Below are 18,854 nucleotides of genomic sequence, written 5' to 3'. Positions count from 1 at the left end.
ATCTCACTGGTTACTCAGGGATTCCCCGTAGATTGAGGGTCGTTGCCGGAGATTCCGGCAAACAAGAACCCATCCGGAGGGCGACCCGCATGCGACTGCGTCTCAAGATCTGGCACCGACGGCAGCGCTACATCATTCGTCAGCGCCCCGTTCTGAACCAGGTCTACCGGATCGTCGTCGGTGTGGTCGGAGCCGTGATGATGGCCGCGGGTCTGGTGATGATCCCGCTGCCGATCCCCGGGCCCGGTTGGGTGACCCTCTTCCTCGGCTTGGCCGTGCTGGCCACCGAGTTCACCTGGGCCCACCGCGTCACCAGCTTCCTCCGTCGTCAGCTGCACCGCGCGAGCCTCTTCTCCGCGCGCCTGATGGCCTGGACCCGCACCGCCGTCGCGCACCAGGTGGAATACCACAGCCAGACCATGCTGGTCCACGCGCGCAGCGCCTACACGCGCTGGCACCCGCTGCCCGCCGCCGCGTAGCACCCGGCACGACGACCGAAGCGACGTGACCGCATGATCTTCGACGCCGACCTCGGCCCCGTCAGCCATCTCGTCGCCGGTTTCCCCGGCGCCACCGTCCCCACCCGTGGGCTCGACGCGCTTCGCGCACTCGACGAGTCGGGCCGCATCGACATCCTCGACCTCGAGTTCGTCCGGAAGGACGACGTGGGCGTCGTGTCCTGGGTGCGGGCGGCCGACGTCGGAGCACCGGCCTTCGCCGCATCCGCCTCGGAACTGATCGACGGTGACGACATCGCCGCGGTCGGCGCCACCATGGCGAACGACAGCGTCGCGGTGATCGTGGTCTGGGAGGACCGCACCCTGATCGACGTCATCGCCACCTGGACCGGCGAGTCCGGATCGATCCTGTCCGAGGGACCGATCGAGGTCGCCGATCTTGTCGACACGCTGGACCGCATCGAGGAGAACTGACGATGGGACTGCTGAAGACCGCCGCCAAGGTCGCCGTCGCGAGTTCGGTGCACGGACGCGTTCAGCGCCGTCAGCAGACCCGCTGGGCCGCGCAAGACGCCGCGGCCGCCGGTGTCCCCGCGACACCGGCCGCGCCCGCGCCACCGGCCGCGCCCATGCCTCCGTCGGCACCCGCCACGGCGCCCGGCGGCGGTCCGCGCGACCTGATGGTCGCGCTGACCTCGCTGCGGTCGGCCGGCGTCCTGACCGACAGCGAATTCGCCGAGATCTCCGCGCGCATCTTCTCCTGACACCGGCGCAGACCGCTCACGGCCACGACGCGCCGGCGACGGCGGAGTCCGCCGCCGGTTCGGGCCCGGTCGGCATCACCGAGACCAGCGGCTTCTCCCCCGCGCGTTCGTCGGCCGGGGCCGACTGCGCGTCCGCGCTCGAGAGCGGACCCCGATCGTCGGGCTGGTGGTGCCCCAGGTCGAGCCCCAGGGCGACAGCGACCATCTCCAGATCCGAGCGCTTGACGCCGTCGGAGCCCACGTACTCGTTGGTGCGCAGCTGGCCGTGGGCGATGATCTGCGAACCGCGCCGCACCACGTCGGCGACCGACGCGGCCAGCCGGCGCCAGCAGACGACGGTCAGGTAGAGCGCCGCGCCGTCCGACCATTGCCCCGTCTCCCGGTCGAGCCGGCGCGAGAAGCAGGCCACCCGAAACGAGACGACCTCCCCGTTGTGACTGGTCTGGTAGCGGCGCGGGTCGCTGACCACGCGCCCGGTGATCGTGGTGTAGGTCTCGTACATCTCCGGCTCCTTCGACGATAGTGCGTGTACCCACTGACCATCACCGATGACGGCTGCCCGCCGGAAGACCTCGATCGGTGCCCTGTGGACAACCGCGCCAAGCACGCCGATTCATCCACAGATCGCGAAACGGTCTTGAAAGACGCCGCGCGGTGTGCCGAGAAGCGCTAGTCGCGCCCGGCGTCGACGGGCGCGGCGGCGTCGTCGACGGCCCGATCCGCCGGCTCCTCTGCGGCCCGGCCGACCGTGTTCATCTGCGCCAGCATGGCGTTGTAGCTCTCCAGCTCGGCGTCGTCGTTCCGGTCCTCGCGGCGGTCGAAACGTCTGGCTTGCCGCGTGTCCGAACGCTGCCACTGGATCAGCAGCGCGATCATCACGAGCATGAGCGGGAATTCGCCAGTGGCCCAGGCGATGCCGCCGCCGACCTGCTGGTCTCCGAACAGGTCGTAGTGCCAGGGCAGTTCCAGGCTCTTGTACCAGCTCTCGGCGATCACCGCGGAGGTCATCATCAGCGCCACGCCGAAGAACGCGTGGAAGGGCAACGATCCCACGACCACACCGAATTTCGCCGGCGGCGAGATCTGGCGCGGAGCCGGATCGATGCCGATCACCAGCCAATAGAAGAGATAGCCGCTGATCAGGAAGTGCAGATTCATCAGCAGGTGCGCCGAATGGTTGTCGACGATGGCCTGGAACACGCCGCCCAGGTAGAGCACGTAGAAGCTGCCCACGAAGACGGTGACGGCGATCGCCGGGTGGGTGATGAACCGCGAGTACTTGCTGTGGATTCCGGACAGGATCCATTCGCGCGGGCCCGGGGGCTGTCCGCGGCCGGCCGGCGGAATGGCCCGCAGCGCGAGTGTCACCGGCGCGCCGAGCACCATCAGCACCGGGACGAGCATCGAGAGCATCATGTGGCTCATCATGTGAACGCTGAACATCGCCGGCGCGTACTTGCCCATGCCCGACGACGTCGCGATCAGCAGCGCGGCGCACCCCAGCAGCCACGCGATGGTGCGGCCGATGGGCCAGGCGTCGCCACGCTTGCGCAGCCGCCACACGCCGCCGAGATACACCAGCGCGGCGACGATCGCGAAGGTCCCGAAGATCAGGTCGAAACGCCAGTCGAAGGCGAGCTTCTCCAGCGAGAAGGGACCATCGAGCTTGTAGCCGATCTTCAGTTCCGTCGGGCTGATGTCCGCGCTCACCAGCACGGGCGGCGGGGTCTGCGACAGTCCGGCGGCCAGCCCGAAGGCGATCGCGAAGACCACCGTCTCGACCGCGGCCAGCCGGACGAACAACGACGTCCGCGGCTGGTCGGTGGCTTCCAGCGCGGTGATGGTCCGGCTGCGGTGCACCGCACCCATTCCCCCGGCGATCAGCAGCGCCACGAACTTGGCGACCACGACGAGTCCGTAGGTGGTGGTGAACAACTGCGCGACGCTCATCCGGACGAGCGCGTTGATCACTCCGCTCGCCGCCACCACGAGGAAGCACCAGAACGCGACGCGCGAGTAGCGACGGACCGCGAGCATGCGCCAGCGGCCGCCCGCGAAGCAATACGCGAGCACCACCACGAGGCCGCCGGTCCAGAGCGCGGCGGCCACGATGTGCAGGATCAGGCTGTTGGTGCCGAGGTCGTGGTTGCCGCCGGCCGAGGAGTGCCCGAGCAGCGCCGACGGCATCAGGGACAGGAAGCCGAGCCCGATGACGAGGACCGTCCAGCCCCACCGCAGCGCCGCCCGGGCGAGCGCGGCGGCGCAGATCGCGAAGATCGCCGTCCACAGCCAGTAGCGCGTGTCGGCGACGATGCCGCACTGCCCGAGCAGTCCACCGTTACCGATGGTCGTGAGGCAGCCCCGCGTCGTCTTTCCCAGCGGAATACCGCTGGCGTTCGACGCCGACAGCGGGATCATGGCGAGGGCGGCCATGCTCCAGCAGGCGAACGCGACAGAGGACCAGCGCATCGCCCGGTACCCGCCGACGTCGAGTTCGCCGCTCGCCTGCGGCGGAACGAAGAACGCGGCGAACACGGCGCCGCCGAAACCGATGGCCGCGAACAGCTGTCCGATGACCGTCACCACGCGCACGCCGTAGGTGGTGAGCCAGCCCGGATCGGGCACCCCGAGCAGCTTCTGCGCGGTCGCGACGCTCGCGGCCGTCACCACCGCGGCCGCGATCACCCCGGCCACCATCATCAGCGAGACCAGCAGGCGGCGGACGTTCGACGGGTCGCGCATACTGTCCCGGTCGGCCTCCCGGGTGGTGGTGCGCGCGGTCGTCGTACTCATGAGTTCCACTGTAGGTCCGTCCGCCGCGGCGGCCCCGCCCGGGCGGTGTGACCTGGGCGTCACCGGCGGCTCCGCGCCGGATATACTCGCACGCGCCGGGTCGCAACCAGACCCCACCGCCTCCGTAGCTCAGATGGATAGAGCAAGGGCCTTCTAATCCCGAGGTCGCAGGTTCGAGTCCTGCCGGGGGCACTCTGTCGGCGTCCACCGGCGGCTCACCCAGCCGGGCGCGCCCGTTCCCACGCCGCACGACCGGCGACGTCCCGCAGGTGCGCCAGGAACACGCCCTCCGGCACCAGCCGACTCGCGCGCAGACCCGCGGTGACCAGCGCGGGAGCGCGGACGTTCAGCGCACGGCCGATCAGGGACGACTCCCGGACCACACGTCGCACGCGGCGCCGTCGTGCCCGGACGAACTCCGCGCCCGCGGCGGCCGGAGAATCGCTCCGATCCACCAGGATGGACAGCGTCACGGCGCCCTCGATCCCCTGGCAACCGCCCTGGCCGAGGTGCGGGCGCATCGGGTGCGCCGCGTCGCCGATCAGCACCGTGGCGCCCGACCGCCACACGCCGGCGACCTTCCGGTCGCGGATGTCGCCCCGCAGGATCTCTCCCGGCGGGGTCGCGCCGACCAGCCGCGGCAGCGGATCAGGCCACGACCGCAGAAGTTCGGTCACCTCCGCCGCTTCGGCCGCAGCGATCCCGTCCACGCTGCCGCCGGGCGGCCCGGGACGGCTGAGGAACCAGTACGTACGACCCCCGCCGATCGGCAGGTGCCCCGTCTCCAGGCCGTCGCCGAGGGTCTGCCCGGCAAGGTGATCACCGAGCGGCAGATCGGCGATACCGCGGTAGGCGACGTAACCGGCGTACCGCGCCCCGAACGGCCCGCTGAGTGCGCGGGCCACCACCGAACCCACACCGTCCGCCCCGATCAGCAGGTCCGCGTGGATCTCTTCTCCGTCGTCGAGACGAACACCGGCGGTACCGGCGTCCACCCCAGCCACCCGTGCACCGAACCGGACCGTCCCCGGTGTGAGAGCACCGGTCAGCACATCGCGCAGCGCGGCCCGCTCGATCACCGCGAGCGGTTCGCCGAGCGCCCGGGTCATCCGCTCCGGCTCGGGCCGCCGCAACCAGGTGCCGTCGCGCAGCCGCATGGCGCCACCCGCGACACGGCCACCGGCCGCGCGCACCGCATCGCCGAGCCCGATCTCGTCGAGCGCGGCGAGAGCGTTGGGCCACACCGTGATCCCCGCGCCGGGCGACGTGTCGCCGCGCTCCTCCAGCACGACGACGTCGTGCCCGGCCCGTTGCAGGCCGGCGGCCGCGGTGAGCCCGGCGATCCCGGCCCCGACGACGGTCACGCGCATCGGTTCAGCGCCCCCGGTACGACCCGTCGCGCTTCTCCAGCAGCGCCGCCACCGCCTCGTGGTGGTCCTCGGTGTGGTGCGCGATCCCCTGCATCGCCGCCGACAACTCGAGCAACTGGTCCAGGCTCTGCCGCGACGACTCGCGCAGCAGCTTCTTGGTCATCCGGACGGCGACGGGCGGGTTCACCGCCACCCGATCGGCGAGTGCCCGGGCAGCGTCGAGCAGTCGCTCCGGCTCGGTCACCTCCGAGACCATCCCCCATTCCAGCGCGGTCGCCGCGTCGATGCGGTCGCCGGTCAGGGCCATCTCCGCCGCCCGCGCCGGACCCACGATGCGCGGCAGGAACCACGCGCCGCCGTCGCCGGGAATCAGGCCGACCTTCACGAAGCTCTCCGCGAAGAAGGCGCCGGTCGAGGCGATCCGCAGGTCGCACATCAGCGCCAGATCGCAGCCGGCGCCGATGGCCGCGCCGTTCACCGCCGCGATCACCGGCACTTCGAGGGTGTACATCGCTCGCGGAATCCGCTGGATCCCCTCTCGGTAGCCGACGCGCTGGGTGTGCGACGCACCGCCGAACAGGCCCTCCCGGGATGCCATGTCTTTCACGTTGCCGCCCGCCGAGAACGCCCGGCCGGCCCCGGTCAGGATCACCACGCGCACGCTCTGGTCACGGTTCACGTCGGCGACGGCGCCGACGAGCGCATCGATCACGTCGTCGTCGGAGATCGCGTTGAGGGTGGCCGGCTGGTTCAGCGTCCAGGTGACCACGTCACCGGTCCGCTCGACGATCAGGGGTGCGTGGTTCTCGGTGCCGGTACTCATCAGATCAACTCCACAATCGTCGCGTTCGCCATGCCGCCGGCCTCGCACATCGTCTGCAAGCCGTAACGGATTCCGTTGTCCCGCATGTGATGCAGCATGCGGGTCAGCAGGATCGCGCCAGAACCACCCAGCGGGTGGCCCACCGCGATCGCCCCGCCGAGCGGGTTGAGCACGTCGTCGGGCGCACCGGTCTCGGCCTGCCACGCCAGCGGCACCGGCGCGAAGGCCTCGTTCACCTCGAAGACGCCGATGTCGCCGATCGTCAGCCCCGACCGGGTCAGCGCCTTGGCGGTCGCGGCGATCGGCGCGGTCAGCATCATCACCGGATCGTCGCCCGCCAGCACCGCGCTGTGGATGCGCGCGATCGGCGCCCAGCCGCGCGCCGCGGCGTACTCGCCGGTGGTCACCAGCACCGCGCCGGCGCCGTCGGAGATCTGCGAGGAGTTGCCCGCGGTGATCACGCCGGCGTCGTCGAAGACCGTCCGCAGACCGGACAGCTTCTCCGGAGTGGTGCCGCGGCGCAGTCCCTCGTCGCGGGAGAGTCCGGCGATCGGTGCGAGCTGCCCGTCGAACGCGCCGGCGTCGGCGGCCGCGGCGGTGCGCTCGTGCGAACGCGCCGAGTACTCGTCGACCTGCGTTCGGCTGAGCCCCCATCGGCGCGCGACCATCTCGGCGCCGATCCCCTGGTTGAACCCGTCGACGCCGTAGCGGTCGAGTACAGACGCCGGATACGGCCGGCCGTCGCCGCGCGCCGAGCCCATCGGGACACGCGACATCGACTCGACGCCGCCGGCGATCGCCACGTCGTACTGGCCGGCGATCACCCCGGCGGCGGCGAAGTGCACGGCCTGCTGTGCCGATCCGCATCGCCGGTCGACGACGGTGGCGGGTACCGACTCGGGCCAGCCCGCGGCCAGCACCCCGACGCGGCCGATACTCCCGGCCTGGTCGCCGACCTGGCTCACGCAGCCCCACACCACGTCGTCGACGGTCGACGGTTCCAGATCCGTCCGTTGCGCCAGTGCGGTGAGCACGTGCGCCGTGAGATCGCCCGGGTGTACCCCGGCCAGCGTGCCGTTCCGTTTACCGATCGGCGTCCGGACGGCGTCGACGATGACTGCATCTCTCATGGGGCCGATTGTGCCAGTCGTCACTCTCGCCCGGATCCGCGGTCGTCCACACCTGCCGGGTGCCCGTCGGCGGTCTCCGGCGCCGGGTAGGTCAGCGTGCTATCGTCATCGATCCGCAGGAACGGTGTCGGCTCGGCGGGTCTGGTCGACGTCGCCGACATGATGTGGTGCACCGCCACGCCGTCGCACAGCAGGGCGTCGGTGATGAGCCGCCGGTGACAGCGCCACGGCACGGCCTCGCTGCACATGATCGCGACCCGGCCGCGACGGGCGAGGTCCGTCAATTCGGCCAGTCCCTCGGCGAACTCATCGGTCGCCATGTAGTCCGCGTAGTGGCTGAACGCCTTCACGCGCCAGCCTCCGTTCGGGCTCGGCGTGCCCGCCGGGGTGTGCCGCCGTCCGCCGAGCCGGGGCAGCCAGTGGTAGGCGATGTCGTCCGGCAACGCGTCCCGCAAGGCCTCCTGTCCCCACTGCGGAAAGGTGCGCGACGACGGATACGAGCGCACATCGACCAGATCGGTGATGCCGTTGGCACGCAGCATCGCCACCACCTCGTCGACGCTGCGCGTCGAGTGCCCGAGGGTGAAGACCTCCACCGGCCCGCTCACGGATCGATGCGGGTGAGTGCCCGGCCCCGGTGGAGCGCGACGTGATCGGTCTTGTCGCTGGCGATCTCGTACTGCGGATCGGCCGGGCTGCAGTGATGCGTGTACCCCTTGTAGTCGACATCGGCGGTATGCACCGCCGTGATCACACCGCTGACGTACCCGGCCTCGGAGTTCCACCGGACGTGATCGCCGACTGCGAAGGCCCGGTCGCCACGGGACCGATTCTCCTGCGTCGTCATCTCCGCGCCCCGTCCTCTCCCGCGACCGTCAGAGCTGAGACGGCCCGATGAATCCGACAGTACCCATCCGGTATCGCCTCCGCGCTTCTCTCGCGGCACCGCCGTCCGCACATGGCCGGTGCACGACGTGTGCGGGCGAGTTGATCTCCGGGTAACCACCGTCCGATCACCCCGAAACACCGCGCCGACAGCCTGGAGCACATGACCACCACGGCCGCAGGCACCGGCGCGACCAGCGTCGGCACGGTGTGCGGCTACTGCGGGGTCGGCTGCGGTCTCACCCTGCAGATCGGCGGCGGCCGCATCACCGGAAGCAAGGGCACGTCGTCGCACCCGGCCAATCGCGGCCGCCTCTGCACCAAGGGCAACACCACGCATCTCATGCTCGAGGCTCCGGGGCGCCTCACCACGGCGTATCGGCGCGCTTCCCGCGACGACGACCTGCGGCCGGTCGCCGTGGACGACGAGGTGGCCCGCATCGCACAGCGTTTCCGGGAGATACACGACGAACACGGTCCCGGATCGATCGCCCTCTACGTCTCCGGGCAGATGTCGCTCGAGGCCCAGTACCTCGCCAACAAGTTCGTCAAGGGCTACCTGCGAAGCCCGCTGATCGAGTCGAACTCCCGTCTCTGCATGGCGAGCGCCGGCACCGGATACAAGCAGTCCCTCGGCGCCGACGGGCCGCCCGGCAGCTACGACGACCTCGATCACGCGAACCTCTTCTTCGTGATCGGCGCCAACATGGCCGACTGCCACCCGATCCTGCATCTGCGGATGATGGACCGGGTCAAGGCCGGCGCCAGACTGATCGTCGTCGATCCCCGCAAGACGGCGACCGCGGCGAAGGCCGACCTCCATCTCCCGGTCCGGCCCGGCACGGACATGGCGCTCCTCAACGGCCTGCTCCGGCTCCTGCTCGACGACGGCGCGGTGGACCACGACTTCATCGCCGAGCACACCGAGGGCTGGGAGCCCCTCGTCGAACTGCTCGCCGACTACCCGCCCGACATGGTCGCCGACATCACCGGGCTGTCCGAAGCGGATCTGCGCACCGCGGCGCGGTGGATCGCCGAGGCCGGTGACTGGGTGAGCCTGTGGACGATGGGCCTGAACCAGTCGACGCACGGCACCTGGCACACGAACGCCCTCTGCAACCTGCATCTGGCGACCGGTGCGATCTGCCGCACCGGAGCCGGCCCGTTCTCGCTCACCGGGCAGCCGAACGCGATGGGCGGCCGCGAAATGGGCTACATGGGCCCGGGGCTGCCCGGTCAGCGTTCGATCCTCGACCCCGGCGAACGCGCCACGACCGAGCGGATCTGGGGACTGCCCGAGGGGACCCTGCCGACGGTCGCCGGTGGCGGCACCATCGACCTCTTCGAGCAACTCGCCGCGGGACGGGTCAAGGCGGTCTGGATCATCTGCACCAATCCCGTCGTCTCCGTGGCGAATCGAGACGCGGTGATCGCCGGTCTGCAGGCCGCGGAGTTCGTGGTCGTGCAGGACGTGTTCGAGGGCGTCGAGACCACCGCGTACGCGGACTCGGTGCTGCCCGCCACGCTGTGGACCGAGTCCGCCGGGGTGCTGATCAACTCCGAACGGAACCTGACGCTGACCACACCCGCGGTGCCGCCACCCGGTGCGGCCCGCCCCGACTGGCAGCTCATCGCCGATGTCGCCCGGGCCATGGGCTTCACCGAGGGTTTCGACTTCGCCGACGCCGCCGCGGTGTTCGACGAGCTCGCCCGATTCCACAATCCGAAGACCGGCTGGGATCTGCGCGGCGTCGACCATGCGCGCCTCACCGGCGGTCCCGTCCAGTGGCCGGCGCCACCGGGGTCGTCGTCGCGCAATCCGATCCGCTACCGCAACGACGGGATCAGCCAGACGCTCCACGTCCGCGACGACGGCACCATCCCGCGCCTGGCCTTCCCCACTCCCAGCCGCCGCGCCCGATTCCTGGCCCGACCGTATCTGCCGCCCGCCGAACTCCCCGACGACCGCTACCCGCTGCTGCTCACCACCGGACGGCTCGCGCACCAGTGGCACACGATGACCAAGACCGGCCGCGTCGCCAAGCTCAACAAGCTGAACCCGGGCAGCTTCGCCGAGATCCACCCCGATGACGCCCGCGCCCTCGGCGTCGCCGACGGCGACCCGGTCGAGGTGACCTCGCGCCGCGGCTCGATCCGGGTCCCGGCCACGGTGACCGACGCGATCAGCCCCGGCCTCTGCTTCGTCCCGATGCACTGGGGCGGCGACGGACTCGCCGTCAACACGGTGACGAACGACGCCGTCGACCCCGACTCGCTCCAGCCCGAGTTCAAACTGTGCGCCGTATCGGTGACCCCGGTCCCGCGGCCCGCACCGGAAGGAACCGCCCCGATGACCGCGCCCGCACCGCCCACCGATCCGCTCGCCGCCGATCCGCTCGCCGCGAATCGGCTCGCCGCCGCGTTCGCGGTCGCCGAGGTACCGGAGCCAACGGCGGCCGAGCAGGCGTTCCTCGCCGGACTGGTGCACGGCATCCGCGCCAACCCGCCCGCGGGCGACGTCCCGACCATCCCCGCCACCGCGCCACTGCGCACCGCCACCCGGCACTGGGCCGAAGGCGTCCTCGCCGGATTCTTCTCCCGCACCGCCGGTTCCACCGCCCTCCCGCCGGCCGTGCCCGCCGAGGACGAGCCGACGACACTTCCCGTCACCGTCGTCTGGGCCTCGGTGACCGGCACCGCCGAGGAGTTCGCCGAGGGCTGCGCCGCCGCCCTCACCACCGAGGAGCGCACGGTCCGGCTCGCCGAGGCCGACCATGTCGGCATCGACGATCTCCGCGGCACGGTCCTGTTCATCGTCGCGACCACCGGCGACGGCGATCCCCCCGACGACGGTGCCAAGCTCTGGGACGCTCTGGCCGGTGCCTCCGCTCAGGACGTCGCCGAATTGCGGTACGCCGTCCTGGGATTCGGCGACTCGTCGTACGCGGACTTCTGCGGCTTCGCCCGCAAACTCGACGGCCGCCTGGAAACGCTCGGCGCCACCCGCCTGACCGGCCGCGTCTCGTGCGAACCCGACTACGAGGAGACGGCCGCCGCCTGGCTGTCGACGGTCACCGCCCTCCTCGACGATCCGTCCGCCGGGAACGGTGATCCCGACTCCACTCGATCAGCATGTGCACCGGCCCTGGGTGATCTCGACTCCGCTCGATCAGCATGTGCACCGGCCCACGAGGGTCGAGCGGAGTCGAGACCACACACCTACTCCAAGAAGAACCCCCTGACCACCCGGCTGATCGCCAACGACCTCCTCACCGCCGAGGGCTCGGCGAAAGAGGTGCGGCGGTTCGCCTTCGCGCTCCCCGACGACACCCTCACCTACGACACCGGCGACGCCCTCGGCGTCTGGCCCCGCAACTCCGCGCCGCTGGTCGACGAGTGGCTCACCCTGACCGGGCTCGACGGCGACGAACCGGTCGATCTCACCGGCGAGCCGATGACGCTGCGTGCCGCCCTGACCGATCACCTGGAGATCGCCCGGGTCACCGGTGACCTGGTGCGCTTCGTCCACGCCCGGCACGACACCGCCGATCTCGCCGCGCTGCTCGACGACCCCGCGGCGCTCGCCGACTGGGCCTGGGGCCGCCAGAGCGTCGATCTGCTGGCGCGGTACCCGGTCACCGCGACGGCCGCCGACTGGCTCGGCATTCTGCGGAAACTGCAGCCGCGCCTGTACTCGATCTCGTCGAGCCCGCTCGTCGCACCGGACCGGGTGGAGGTCACCGTCTCCGCGGTGCGGTTCGACGCTCCCGGCGGCGCGCGCCGCGGCGGCGTCTGCTCGACCTATCTCGCCGATACCGACGACGACACTCCGGTCCGGATCTTCGTCCAGCGCAATAAGAATTTCGGCCCGCCGGAGGATCCGGCCGCGCCGATGGTGATGATCGGTCCGGGCACCGGCGTCGCCCCGTTCCGCGGATTCTTGCAGCACCGCGCCCACGCGGGCGCCGACGGCCCCAACTGGCTGTTCTTCGGCGAGCAGCACCGGGACACCGACTTCTACTACCGTGACGAACTCGAACGGTTCCACCGGGAGGGCACCCTGAACGAACTGGACCTCGCGTTCTCCCGGGACCAGGAGGAGAAGGTCTACGTGCAGGACCGCATGCTGACCCGGGCCGCCGATCTCTGGTCGTGGATTCAGCGGGGTGCGCACGTCTACGTCTGCGGCGACGCCGCCCGGATGGCCCGCGACGTCGACCTCGCACTGCGGCGCATCGTCGCCGAGCAGGGCCGCCTCTCCCCTTCCGCGGCCGACGCCTACGTCACCGCGCTGGCCGCCGAACGCCGCTACGTCCGCGACGTCTACTGACCCAGAGATGGCCTAGATGAGTGATTCCCGGTGATCGGGACGCCCGGCTGGGCCGGGTAGGCACGGTGGCTGCAAATTACTCGAAAGTAAGTTCTATCCATCTGTTGCATACACATCATGGTGTGCGTTATCCTGAGGTAGGAGAAGAACCATCCACCACCGGCCGGCAAAGGGGGTCCGCGATGAGCGACGACGACGCGTTCGACGCCCACGGCCTGGTGGCCGACCTGTCACCCGCCGAGCTGGCCGCGGTGAGTGTGGCCGTCGAGGAATCGCTGGCCGGAGCGCCGTGGGGCGCCCTGCCGGAGGATGGCCTGCTGGATCTGCTCGAATCGCGGGAACAGGCCCGCCGCACAGGTGTTGGGGTGGATGCGGCGTTGCTGGTGGAGATCTCCGACCGCGGCGCCTGCCAGCGCGCCGGCTACAGCACCGTGCACCAGCTGCTGACCCAGGGGCTGCGGATCGGGGAGGGCGAGTCCCGGCGGCGGCGGGTGGTGGCGGCCTCGATCGGCCGGTTCACCGCCATGACCGGCGAGCGTCTCGATCCGAAGTTCCCGGCGACCGCGGCCGCGGTGGCCGACGGGGCGATCGGTGAGACGCACGTATCGGTGATCGAAGAAGTGATGGACAAAATCCCCACCTCGGTCGACCCGGAGGCACGGGCCAAGGCCGAGGCCATGCTCGCCGACGCCGCCCGGCGGCTCAATCCGGCCGGGCTGACGATGGTCGGCAACCGGATCCTGGCCCACCTCGACCCCGACGGCACCCTCGCCGACGACCAAGACCGCCAGCGGCAAGCGAAGTTCCGGCTGTCGGCGCAGGACCGGCAGTTGATGTCGGCGGTGCAGGCCCGGATGACGCCGCAGTTGCGGGCGGAGTTCGAGGTCGTGTTCGTCCAGTGGGCCGCCCCGGGCATGAACAACCCCGACGATCCGGACTCCCCGCACGGTGCGGCTGATCAGCCGGGCCTGGATCCCGCGGTTCTGGCTGCCGCTGCTGAACGCGATGACCGGTTGTTGGGGCGGCGCCAGCACGACGCTCTCCTCGCGCTCCTCGTCTGGGTCAATGCCCAGAACACCCATGCGCGCCCGGAGAGTCTGCGCAATCAGATCGTGGTCACCGTGACCGATGAGGATCTGGCCCGCCAGGCTGGGATCGCCTGGACCACCACCGGCACCCGGATTCCGGTGTCGGACCTGGTGACGATCGCCGCGAACGCCGTGCCGTACCTCGCGGTGTTCGCCAAGGCCACCGGGCAGCCGTTGTACCTCGGCCGCGCCCACCGGCTCGCCTCCCGGGCGCAACGGCTGGCGGTGTTCGCCCGCGACCGGGGCTGTACCGCGCCGGGGTGTACGCGCCCGTTCGCCCAGTGCGAGATGCACCACATGCCCGACTGGCAGGACGGCGGCCCCACCGACGCCGACCATCTCGGCGGGGCCTGCGGGACGCATAACCGGTGGAACGGCAAACAACCCGGAACCTGGGAATCCACCGTCCTCACCAGCGGCCCCGACAAAGGCCGCGTCGGATGGCGCCCCGCCGGACGCGCCGGGCCGTGGATCATCAACCCCCTGTTCCACCCCGACAAACTCCGCACCGGCCCAGACACCCCCGCCGAAGACCGCAGTCCGCCACCGACCGTGAACCACCGGCTCGGCGACACCGGCGCGCAGGCCGGGGGCCCTGGCGTCGAGGCTCCTCGCCCCAAAGGGCTCGTCACACCTCAACCGGCGGACGCCACAGACACCACCGGCTCCGGTGTCGAACGCCTCCTCGAACAGCACCTGGCCGCCTGACCACCACCACGGTGGCCAGGCCACCAGGGCGCGCGCCGCCTCTGCCCGCGAACGCCGCCATGTCCATCACCGACACCGGGAATCACTCATCTAGGGTCGATGCATGACATCGAGCGGGGGTTCCTTCGACGCGATCGTCCTCGCCGGGGGCCGGGCCCGGCGACTCGCCGGGGCCGACAAGCCCGCCGAACTGGTCGGCGGGCGGCGACTGCTCGACATCGCCCTCGACGCGGTGGCCGGCGCCGGCCGGATCGTCGTGGTCGGACCGGACCGCCCGCTCCCGCCCGGCGTCCTGGTGACCCGCGAGGACCCGCCGTACAGCGGGCCGGTCGCCGCCGTGGCCGCCGGGACGGCCGCCCTCGAGGCCACCGACGACGCCGGTAGCGCCTACGACCGGCCCGTCGTCCTCGTCGCCAGCGATCTGCCGGAGATCACCGCGGCGCAGATCGACGACCTGCGGGCCGAACTGGAGCGATCCCGGGTGCCGGTCGTGCTGGCCGCCGATGCGGGCGGGCATCCGCAATACCTGCTCGGCGTCTGGCGGCGCGCGGCGCTCGCACCGCTGCGGCACGCCCCGGCCGATTCGTCGATGCGCTCACTGATCCCCGGCAACGCCGTCTTCCTCCCGGTGTCCGGCACCGGCGACGTCGACACCCCCGCCGACCTCGCGACCGCCCGCCGCGCCGCGACGCCCCGCGGCCTCGAACCGGCCGCCGCCCGCGCGGTCCTCCTCGACCGGCTCGCCCCGCTGCCACCGGTGGTTCTCCCCCTCGATGACGCCGCCGGCGCGGTCCTCGCCGACCCGCTGGTCGCCGCCGCCGCGTTCCCGCCGTTCGATGCCGCCGCGATGGACGGCTACGCGGTGGCCGGCCGGTCGCCGTGGCGGCTGGTCGACGCTCCCCGCGCCGCCGGGCACCTCGACACCCCGCCCCTGCAGTCCGGCTGCGCCGCACCCATCGCGACCGGCGCGGCGCTGCCGCCCGGCGCCGAACGCGTGGTGCGGCACGAGGAGGTCACGCTGGCCGGCGGCGTGCTCACCGAGACCTCGACCGGCCGGGACGACACCCGGCGCACCGGCAGCGCCTGGCCGCGCGGTGCCACCCTCGCCGCTGCCGGCACCGCCGCCGACGCCGCCGTCCGCTCCGTCGCCCGCGCCGCCGGCGTCGAACGACTGACCGTGCGCGGCCCCCTGGCGGCTCGCCTGCACACCTCCGGCGACGAGGTGATCCCGGCCGGCGGCCGGCCGCGTGCCGGATCGATTCCGGACACCGCCTCCGGCCCGGTGGCCGACGTCCTGACCGGAGCGGGGGTCCGCGTCACCGCGGGCGGCCACCTGGACGACCGCCCCGGCGTCTTCGCGCAAGCGGTGGCCGAGCCGAATGCCGACCTCGTCGTCATCATCGGCGCCACCGGCCACGGCATCGCCGACCATCTCCGCACCGCACTAGCCACCGCGGGCGCGCGGATACTGCTCGACGGGCTGTCACTCCGGCCTGGCGGATCGCTGATCGCCGCCCAAATACCCAGTGGCACAGTGATTCTCGGACTCGGCGGCAATCCGCTCGCCGCGGTCGCGGGCATCGCGGTGCTGCTGCCCGCGCTGCTCGACGCGCTCCTCGGCCGCCGCCCCGCCCACCCCGACATCCTGGTGCTGGACGACGACACCCGGGCGCACCGCCTGCCCGGGCGCTGGCGCGTGCTGCCCGTCGAACCCGACGGTCGTGGCCGCTGGACGGTCACCACCGGTCACGGCACCGGCCACCTCGCATCGATGATCGGCCATCGCGGCCTCGCGCTGGTCCCGCCGGAGGGCTCCCCGGCCGGCGTCGAACGCCTCCGCTGAGACCTCACAGCGCCGGGTTCGCCGCTGTGCGGCCGATGTGACGGCGCGGCCATCTCCGAGGCAACGTCCGTGCAACACCCCCTTCCTACCGTGGCGTCATCGTCAGCAACAGGAAGGACCCGCGCGATGAGCAAGACCGTTGTCGTCGTCGGCCACGGGATGGTCGGCCACCGCTTCATCGAGGCCCTGCGTACCCGGGACACCGGGAACGACTGGACCGCGATCGTGCTCGGCGAGGAGACCGACGCCGCCTACGATCGCGTGGGCCTGTCGGGATACGTCGGCGCGTGGGACCGCGGCGCGCTCGCCCTGCCCGGCAACCGCTTCGACGACGATCCGGCCGTCGAGCTGCGGCTGGGCACGGCGGTCGCCGCCGTCGACCCCGCGGCCCGCACGGTGCGCACCGCGGCCGGTGAGCAGATCCGGTACGACGCCCTGGTGCTCGCGACCGGCTCGTACGCCTTCGTGCCACCCGTCCCCGGGCACGACCTGCCCGGCTGCCACGTCTACCGCACGCTCGACGACCTCGACGCGATCCGCGCCGATGCCCAGGCCGCGCTCGCGCGCGACCCGAACGCCGTCGGCATGGTGGTCGGCGGCGGCCTGCTCGGCCTCGAGGCGGCGAATGCCTTGCGCCAGTTGGGGTTGCGGCCCCACGTGGTGGAGGTGAATCCGCGGCTCATGCCGCAGCAGGTCGATCCGGGCGGCGGCGAGCACCTCGCCCGGATGATCGGTGACCTCGGCATCGACATCAGCCTCTCGTCGGGAACCCGGGCGATCGAGGCGAATCCGGGCGGCGGCCTCACGGTGACCCTGGCCGACGAGACGAGCGTCGACATCGGCCTGCTGGTCTTCGCCGCCGGAGTCCGCCCGCGCGACGAACTCGGCCGCCAGGCCGGCCTCGCGCTGGCCGAGCGCGGCGGCATCCTCACCGACGCCGCCTGCGTCACCAGTGATCCCGACGTGTACGCGATCGGTGAGGTCGCCGCGATCGACGGCCGCTGCTACGGCCTCGTCGGGCCCGGCTACGCCACCGCCGAGGTGGTGGCCGACCGCCTCGTCGGCGGCGACGCGACCTTCCCCGGCGCCGACCTGAGCACCAAACTCAAGCTCCTCGGCGTCGACGTCGCCAGCTTCGGCGACGCCCTCGGCACCACGCCGGGGGCGCTGAACGTGGTGGTGAGCGATCCGGTCGGCGGCACCTACGCCAAGCTGGTGCTGTCCGACGACGCGCAGACCCTGCTCGGCGGCGTGCTGGTCGGCGACGCATCGTCGTACGGCATGCTGCGACCGCTGGTCGGTTCCACGCTCCCCGGCGACCCGGTCGCGCTGATCTCCCCCGCCGCCGAGGGCGGCGAGACGCTGGGCCTGGGCGCGCTGCCCGATGACGCGCAGGTCTGCTCGTGCAACGACGTGTCCAAGGGAGCGCTGTGCTCGGCGATCGCCGACGGCTCGTGCACCGTCGCCGATCTGAAGAAGTGCACGGGCGCGGGCACGTCGTGCGGATCGTGCGTGCCGCTGCTGTCCAAGCTGCTCAGCGAATCGGGTGTCACGCAGTCCACCGCGCTCTGCGAGCACTTCGGGCAGTCGCGCGCCGAACTCTTCGAGCTGGTCCAGGCCAGCGGGATCCGCACCTTCTCCGGCCTGATCGAGCGGTTCGGCACCGGCACCGGCTGTGACATCTGCAAACCCACGGTGGCCTCGATCCTCGCGTCGACCGGCTCGGACCACATCCTCGGCGGTGAGCAGGCGTCGCTGCAGGACACCAACGACGCCTTCCTCGCGAACATCCAGCGCAACGGCACCTACTCGGTGGTGCCGCGCGTGCCCGGCGGGGACATCACGCCCGAGCACCTCATCCTGATCGGCGAGATCGCCCGCGACTTCGGGCTGTACACCAAGATCACCGGCGGCCAGCGCATCGACATGTTCGGCGCCCGCGTCGAGCAACTGCCGCAGATCTGGCGGCGGCTGGTCGACGGCGGCATGGAATCCGGGCAGGCCTACGGCAAGTCGCTGCGGACGGTGAAGAGCTGCGTCGGCTCGGACTGGTGCCGGTACGGCCAGCAGGACTCGGTGCAGATGGCCATCGATCTCGAACTCCGCTACCGGGGCCTGCGCTCCCCGCACAAGCTGAAGATGGGTGTCTCCGGCTGCGCCCGTGAGTGCGCCGAGGCGCGCGGCAAGGACGTCGGCGTGATCGCCACCGAGAGCGGCTGGAACCTGTACGTGTGCGGCAACGGCGGCATGACGCCGAAGCACGCGCAACTGCTCGCCGGCGACCTCGATTCGGCGACGTTGGTCCGCTACATCGACCGCTTCCTCATGTACTACATCCGCACCGCGGACCGGCTGCAACGCACCGCGCCCTGGCTGGATGAGCTCGACGGCGGTCTCGACCGGCTCCGCGCGGTGGTCGTCGACGACGCCCTGGGTCTGGCCGGCGACTTCGAGGCGGCGATGGCCCGGCACGTCGACGGCTACTCCTGCGAGTGGAAGGGCGTGCTCGACGACCCGGAGAAGCTCGCCCGATTCGTCTCCTTCGTCAACGCCCCGGAGTCACCCGATCCGACCGTCGCCTTCGGCGATCACCACGGCCGCAAGGTCCCCGTCCTGCTGGGCGAACCGGCCTTCCCCGCCTCGAGCCGCACAGGAGCCTGAC

14 protein-coding genes and 1 tRNA gene are annotated in these 18,854 nt (G+C 71.5%); 8 read left to right on the top strand and 7 right to left on the bottom strand.

Annotated features, from left to right (window positions below; translation table 11 throughout):
* The first annotated feature begins 89 nt into the window (after positions 1–89).
* The 3 genes from MYK68_RS08095 to MYK68_RS08085 are packed head-to-tail and all read left to right on the top strand — an operon-like array spanning position 90 to position 1,222.
* A complete protein-coding gene (locus tag MYK68_RS08095) occupies positions 90–479 on the top strand; it encodes a TIGR02611 family protein (RefSeq protein ID WP_247867416.1) in 390 nt (129 codons plus the stop codon).
* A gap of 33 nt (positions 480–512) precedes the next feature.
* Complete coding sequence (locus tag MYK68_RS08090) at positions 513–932, top strand: DUF6325 family protein (protein ID WP_247867415.1); 420 nt, start codon at positions 513–515, stop codon at positions 930–932.
* A 2-nt stretch (positions 933–934) separates the two neighbouring features.
* Positions 935–1,222: a hypothetical protein gene (locus tag MYK68_RS08085; protein ID WP_247867414.1), complete on the top strand. Its 288-nt coding sequence runs from the start codon at positions 935–937 to the stop codon at positions 1,220–1,222.
* Between the two features lie 16 nt (positions 1,223–1,238).
* On the opposite strand, the gene MYK68_RS08080 is transcribed toward MYK68_RS08085, so the two are convergent.
* Together MYK68_RS08080 and MYK68_RS08075 are read right to left on the bottom strand one after the other, a co-directional pair.
* Positions 1,239–1,724 carry a single-stranded DNA-binding protein gene (locus tag MYK68_RS08080; RefSeq protein ID WP_247867413.1) on the bottom strand — a complete coding sequence of 162 codons (486 nt, stop codon included), beginning with the start codon at positions 1,722–1,724 and terminating at the stop codon, positions 1,239–1,241.
* A 167-nt stretch (positions 1,725–1,891) separates the two neighbouring features.
* Positions 1,892–4,015, bottom strand: a complete 2,124-nt coding sequence (locus MYK68_RS08075; protein WP_247867412.1) for a bifunctional copper resistance protein CopD/cytochrome c oxidase assembly protein — start codon at positions 4,013–4,015, stop codon at positions 1,892–1,894.
* A gap of 118 nt (positions 4,016–4,133) precedes the next feature.
* On the opposite strand from MYK68_RS08075, the gene MYK68_RS08070 reads away from it, so the two are divergent.
* Positions 4,134–4,207: transfer RNA gene (locus tag MYK68_RS08070), tRNA-Arg, on the top strand.
* A 23-nt stretch (positions 4,208–4,230) separates the two neighbouring features.
* Here the strand turns inward: MYK68_RS08070 and MYK68_RS08065 are convergent.
* Genes MYK68_RS08065 through MYK68_RS08045 form a run of 5 tightly spaced genes read right to left on the bottom strand, consistent with a single transcriptional unit; the run spans position 4,231 to position 8,185 of the window.
* Positions 4,231–5,385 (bottom strand): FAD-dependent monooxygenase, encoded by a 1,155-nt coding sequence (locus MYK68_RS08065; protein WP_247867411.1) that lies wholly within the window; start codon positions 5,383–5,385, stop codon positions 4,231–4,233.
* Between the two features lie 4 nt (positions 5,386–5,389).
* Positions 5,390–6,208 (bottom strand): crotonase/enoyl-CoA hydratase family protein, encoded by an 819-nt coding sequence (locus MYK68_RS08060; protein ID WP_247867410.1) that lies wholly within the window; start codon positions 6,206–6,208, stop codon positions 5,390–5,392.
* Positions 6,208–7,338, bottom strand: coding sequence for a thiolase family protein (locus tag MYK68_RS08055; RefSeq protein ID WP_247867409.1), 1,131 nt, complete (start codon positions 7,336–7,338; stop codon positions 6,208–6,210). The genes MYK68_RS08060 and MYK68_RS08055 overlap by 1 nt, the downstream gene beginning before the upstream one ends.
* 20 nt (positions 7,339–7,358) lie before the next feature.
* Complete coding sequence (locus MYK68_RS08050; RefSeq protein WP_247867408.1) at positions 7,359–7,946, bottom strand: DUF488 domain-containing protein; 588 nt, start codon at positions 7,944–7,946, stop codon at positions 7,359–7,361.
* Complete coding sequence (locus MYK68_RS08045) at positions 7,943–8,185, bottom strand: hypervirulence associated TUDOR domain-containing protein (RefSeq protein ID WP_247867407.1); 243 nt, start codon at positions 8,183–8,185, stop codon at positions 7,943–7,945. Before MYK68_RS08045 ends, MYK68_RS08050 begins: the two co-directional genes overlap by 4 nt.
* Positions 8,186–8,386: 201 nt before the next feature.
* On the opposite strand from MYK68_RS08045, the gene MYK68_RS08040 reads away from it, so the two are divergent.
* The 4 genes from MYK68_RS08040 (at position 8,387) to nirB (ending at position 18,853) form a co-directional block, all read left to right on the top strand.
* Positions 8,387–12,553, top strand: a complete 4,167-nt coding sequence (locus MYK68_RS08040; protein ID WP_247867406.1) for a bifunctional nitrate reductase/sulfite reductase flavoprotein subunit alpha — start codon at positions 8,387–8,389, stop codon at positions 12,551–12,553.
* 182 nt (positions 12,554–12,735) lie between these two features.
* A complete protein-coding gene (locus MYK68_RS08035) occupies positions 12,736–14,349 on the top strand; it encodes an HNH endonuclease signature motif containing protein (RefSeq protein ID WP_247867405.1) in 1,614 nt (537 codons plus the stop codon).
* A 103-nt stretch (positions 14,350–14,452) separates the two neighbouring features.
* Positions 14,453–16,192 carry an NTP transferase domain-containing protein gene (locus MYK68_RS08030; protein WP_247867404.1) on the top strand — a complete coding sequence of 580 codons (1,740 nt, stop codon included), beginning with the start codon at positions 14,453–14,455 and terminating at the stop codon, positions 16,190–16,192.
* 126 nt (positions 16,193–16,318) lie between these two features.
* Positions 16,319–18,853, top strand: a complete 2,535-nt coding sequence (gene nirB / locus MYK68_RS08025) for a nitrite reductase large subunit NirB (protein ID WP_247867403.1) — start codon at positions 16,319–16,321, stop codon at positions 18,851–18,853.
* The last annotated feature ends 1 nt before the right edge of the window (position 18,854 follow it).

Origin of the sequence: Gordonia sp. PP30, assembly GCF_023100845.1 — a bacterium.
GTDB lineage: Bacteria > Actinomycetota > Actinomycetes > Mycobacteriales > Mycobacteriaceae > Gordonia.
The sequence above is the reverse complement of the archived record's forward strand: the minus strand, read 5'-3'. Positions and strand labels throughout refer to the sequence as shown.